Source organism: Streptomyces sp. CO7 (assembly GCF_053474865.1).
Genome location: NZ_JBRIOU010000001.1, coordinates 166566 through 170904 on the forward strand (window position 1 = coordinate 166566; position 4339 = coordinate 170904).

Annotated in this window: 4 protein-coding genes; 2 read left to right on the forward strand and 2 right to left on the reverse strand. The window is 72.6% G+C overall.

Annotation, left to right across the window (positions count from 1 at the left end):
• Positions 1-1461 (reverse strand): flavin-containing monooxygenase (locus ACOV8S_RS00755; RefSeq protein ID WP_448315299.1); only part of this gene is annotated, 1461 nt, incomplete at its 3' end.
• A 197-nt stretch (positions 1462-1658) separates the two neighbouring features.
• On the opposite strand from ACOV8S_RS00755, the gene ACOV8S_RS00760 reads away from it, so the two are divergent.
• Entirely contained in the window at positions 1659-2327 is a 669-nt protein-coding gene (locus ACOV8S_RS00760; protein WP_351113382.1) for a MerR family transcriptional regulator, read from the forward strand.
• Between the two features lie 33 nt (positions 2328-2360).
• On the opposite strand, the gene ACOV8S_RS00765 is transcribed toward ACOV8S_RS00760, so the two are convergent.
• Positions 2361-2651, reverse strand: a complete 291-nt coding sequence (locus ACOV8S_RS00765; RefSeq protein WP_448315301.1) for a hypothetical protein — start codon at positions 2649-2651, stop codon at positions 2361-2363.
• A 204-nt stretch (positions 2652-2855) separates the two neighbouring features.
• On the opposite strand from ACOV8S_RS00765, the gene ACOV8S_RS00770 reads away from it, so the two are divergent.
• Positions 2856-4289 (forward strand): hypothetical protein, encoded by a 1434-nt coding sequence (locus ACOV8S_RS00770; protein WP_448315303.1) that lies wholly within the window; start codon positions 2856-2858, stop codon positions 4287-4289.
• Positions 4290-4339: the final 50 nt, after the last annotated feature.

The window sequence follows — 4339 nt, forward strand, 5'->3', positions numbered from 1 at the left end:
GTCGTACTCCAGCAGGTCGACCCGGCGGGTGGCCTTGCGGAACTCGGAGGTGGTGCCCGGCCAGACGGTGGTGTTGCGCCCGTTCGCGTCGAGGTACCAGCTGGTGCAGCCGCCGGTGTTCCACACGGTGCGCTTCATCCGCTCCTGGACGCGGTGGGTCCAGGCGTCCTGCGCCTCGGGCCGCACGTCCAGGGCGGCGCGGCCGCCGAGGACGTCGAGCTGGCGCAGGTAGTCGGCGAGGTAGTTCAGCTGGGCCTCGATCATCAGGATCATCGAGGAGTTGCCGAGCCCGGTGTTGGGGCCGATGACCAGCAGGAAGTTGGGGAAGCCGGCGGTGGTGGTGCCGCGCAGGCCCGCCATGCCGTCCTTCCAGGTTTCCGCGAGGGTCCGTCCGTCGGCGCCGACCGCGCGCTCGGCGATCGGCATGTCGGTGACGTGGAAGCCGGTGCCGAAGACGATCGCGTCGACCTCGGCCTCGGTGCCGTCGGAGGCCACCAGGGTGGAGCCCCTGACCTCGGCGAGGCCGCTCGCCACCACGTCCACATTCGGCTGCGCGAGCGCCGGGTAGTAGGTGTTGGAGAGCAGGATGCGCTTGCAGCCGATCCGGTAGTCCGGGGTCAGCTTGCGGCGCAGTTCGGGGTCCTTGACCGCCTTGGCCATGTTGGCCTTGGCGAGCTTCTCGACGACGCCGAGCATGTCGGGGTGCTTGGTGAACGCCTGCACCTGGAGCTCGCGGATGCCCCACAGGACGCCGCGGCGCATCCTGGTGGTGAGCGGGACGGCGCGGTGGACCCTGCGCTCCAGGCCGCCGATCGGGCGGTCGGCGCGGGGCATCACCCACGGGGGCGTGCGCTGCAGCACGGTGAGCCGGCCGACCTTCGGCTGGATCGCGGGCACGATCTGGATGGCCGAGGCGCCGGTGCCGACCATGGCGACGCGCTTGCCGGTGAGGTCGTAGTCGTGGTCCCAGCGGGCCGAGTGGAACACCTTGCCGGGGAACGTCTCGAGGCCGGGCACGTCGGGCAGCTTGGGGTCGGAGAGCGGGCCGGTGGCGTTGACCACGACGTCGGCGGTGAGGCTGCCGCTCTTCGTCTCGATCACCCAGCGCAGCGCCTCGTTGTCCCAGGTCATGCGCTCGACCTCGGAGTCGAAGCGGAGGTGGGGACGCAGGCCGAAGGTGTCGGTCACCTTCTCGAGGTAGGCGTGGATGTGCTCCTGGCCGGAGAAGGCGCGCGGCCAGTCCGGGTTGGGGGCGAAGGAGAACGAGTACAAGTGCGACGGGACGTCGCAGGCGCACCCGGGGTAGCTGTTGTCGCGCCAGGTGCCGCCGATGGCGGAGGCGCGTTCCAGGACGACGAAGTCGGTGACGCCCTCCCGGCGCAGCCGGACCGCGGCGCCCAGTCCGCCGAACCCGGCGCCGATCACCGCCACTCGTACGTGTTCGTGCTCGTAGTCGGCCATCCCGCCGCCTCCCGCGCTGTGACTGGCTGTTGCCGGTGCCGTGCCGAATTCCGTGTGCCGTGCCGCGGTCCGCGCGGCTACCCTCGCGAACCCTGCCAGTGTTCACTGGCACTGTTGGGAGCGTAGGGCAGTGGCGTACTGATGGGTAGGGGTCCGGGCGAGGAAAGTTACCGGTGGTACGGCCTAGGGTGATCCGCGTGACGGACGAGGCGGAGACCGTGGGACACGACGACGGGCGGCGGGAGTACCGCGCGGAGGAACTGGCGCGACTGGCCGGCATCACCACGCGCACCCTCCGCTTCTACCGCGAGCGCAGACTGCTGGCGCCGCCGCGGCGGGAGGGGCGGATCGCCTGGTACGACGACCGCCACCTGGCACGGCTGCGCACCATCGCGGCCCTGCTGGAGCGGGGCCACACCCTCAGCGGCATCGCCGAACTCGCGGAGGCCTTCGAACACGGCCGGGGCGTGGGCGAGTTGCTGGGCGTCGCCCCCACCGAGGAGACGCCGGTGCGGCTCTCGCCGGAGGAGCTGGCGGAACGGTTCGCGGGCGAGGTGTCCCCGGAGAACCTGGTCGCGGCGATGGAGCTCGGCTATGTCGCCGTGGACGGCGAGGAGTTCGTGCACATCAGCCGCAACCTGCTGGACGTCTCCTCCGCCCTGGTGCGGGAGGGCATTCCGCTCGCCGCGGTCCTGGAGGCGGGGCGGCGGGTGCGCGAGCACGCCGACGCCATCGCGGACCTCTTCGCCGACCTGGTGGGCGCCCACGCCCCCGAGGAGGACGCCCAGCGCCTGCGCCCGCTGGCCCGCAGCGTGGTCCAGGCGGAACTGTCCCTCGCCCTCGACCGGCGGCTGCGCAAGCCGTGACCGCGGGGCCGCGAGGCCGGCCCGCCACGGTCCTCACCGCGTGACCAGGCGCACGATCCCCGCGATCAGCAGGAGGGGTCCCACGACCGCGAACACGCCGCCAAAAGCACGCGCGAGGACCTGCTGCGCATGGCGGTCGGCTGCCGTCGGCGGCCTTCCGCGCCCGTAGGCGTCGTACCTGTCCTGCTGCTGCTGGATGTTCCAGTCCGCCGAGACCGAGGGGCTGAGCACGAGGATGACACCCGTCAATGTCATGAAGGCTCCCCCGACCAGCATCACGACCGCCCACTCCTGAGGAGAGACGCCCCGGCCGGCCAGCGTCATGAGCACGTGCAAGGGAGCCCCCCGCGGCCGCGTGTGCAGTTTGGCATGCACCATACACATGCACGGGTCCGGTGCGACCGGCGTGGCCCCATCGGCCGGACTCCCGATCAGAGCCCCGCACCGTACAACCCTCCAGCCCCTTCAGGTGTCTTCCGTGCGCCGTCCGGTGAAAGACGCGCGGAAGCAGCGTCCTGAAGGAGTCCCATGCGCAAACGCCACCTGCTGATGTCCGCCGCCCTGCTGGCCTGCGGCCTCACCCCGCTGACCGCGGCCGGCGCCCAGGCCGCCGCCGGCACGCCGGGCGACATCGACAAGGACGGGTACCGGGACCTCGTCGTCTCCGCCCCGGACGCCACCGTCTCGGGCCGCGCCAAGGCCGGCGCGGTGGTCGTCCTGTACGGCGGCGCCCAGGGCGTCGACCCGAAGCGGCGCACCGTGCTGACGCAGAACTCCACCGGCATACCCGGCGCCGCCGAGGCGGGCGACCGCTTCGGCGCCTCCGTGGTGGTCCACGACCTGAACGCCGACGGGTACGGCGACCTGGTCGTCGGCGCCCCCGGCGAGGAGGTGAACGGGGACGTGGGCGGAGGTTCGGTCACCGTCGTGTGGGGCTCGGCGTCCGGCCCCACGAAGGCGAAGACGGTCCCCGACCCGTGGCCGTACGAGCACGACGCGTTCGGCGGAACCCTGGCGGTGGGCACCTTCGACTCGCTCAACCCGGTCAACGGCGGCAGGTTGTCGATCGCCGTCGGCGCCAGCGACTCGTCGATCTCCTTCACGCCGGCCGACCTGTCCGAGTCCTCCGGCACCAACGGCACCACGGCCGATCTCAACCCGGGCCACGGCGTCGTCGCCCTGACCACCCTGGACATGCCCGGCTCCGACGACCGTCTCGTCATCCACGGCCGGGGCCACGGGAGCGGCGGCTGGGGCTCCGACGGATACGGCGACGATCCTCGCGCCGTGCTCGTCTCCCCCGGCGGCTTCGGGGACACCGAGTTGTCCGCGGGCACCAGCTCCGCGGTCGGCGACCTGGACGGCGACGGCTTCCTCGACCTCGTCGTCGGCAACCCCGAGGACCCCTCGCAGAGCCCCGGCACCTCGCTCGGCGGCCAGGTCACCGTCCACTTCGGCATCGGGTCCGGCGGCACGCCGAATTCCGGGCTGACCATCTCCCAGGCCACCGCGGGCATTCCGGGCGCGGGTGAGGCGGGCGACCGCTTCGGCGCCTCGGTGGCCATCGGCGACACCGACAAGGACGGCCGTGCCGACCTGGTGATCGGTACCCCGGGCGAGAACGGCTCGACCGGTGCCGTCACCGTCGTCCGCGGCACCGCGGACGGCCTGGACACCGCCCACGCCCGCAACTGGATGCAGAGCAGCGCCGGCGTCCCGGGCGCCGCCGAGGGCGGGGACGCCTTCGGCACGGCCGTCCAGCTGGTCGACGTGAACAAGGACGGCACCGCGGACCTGCTGGTCGGCGCTCCGGGCGAGAACAACCGGACGGGCGGCCTGTGGGTGCTGCGCGGTTCGGCCTCCTCCGTCACCGCGACCGGCTCGGTCTCCGTCACCCCCGCGAGCGTGGGACTCGGCACGGCCGGCGCCGCCCGCTTCGCGCACGTGGTGACCGGCCGATGACCCTCGGCCGCCGTCTCTCTCCGATGCCGTCCCCGCACCCCGTTTCCGCC

What these genes read in the sequence shown, in the direction of transcription:
- ACOV8S_RS00770 (WP_448315303.1), top strand. Translation starts at nt 2,856, where the DNA reads ATGCGCAAACGCCACCTGCTGATGTCCGCCGCCCTGCTGGCCTGCGGC.
- ACOV8S_RS00765 (WP_448315301.1), bottom strand. Translation starts at nt 2,651, where the DNA reads ATGACGCTGGCCGGCCGGGGCGTCTCTCCTCAGGAGTGGGCGGTCGTG.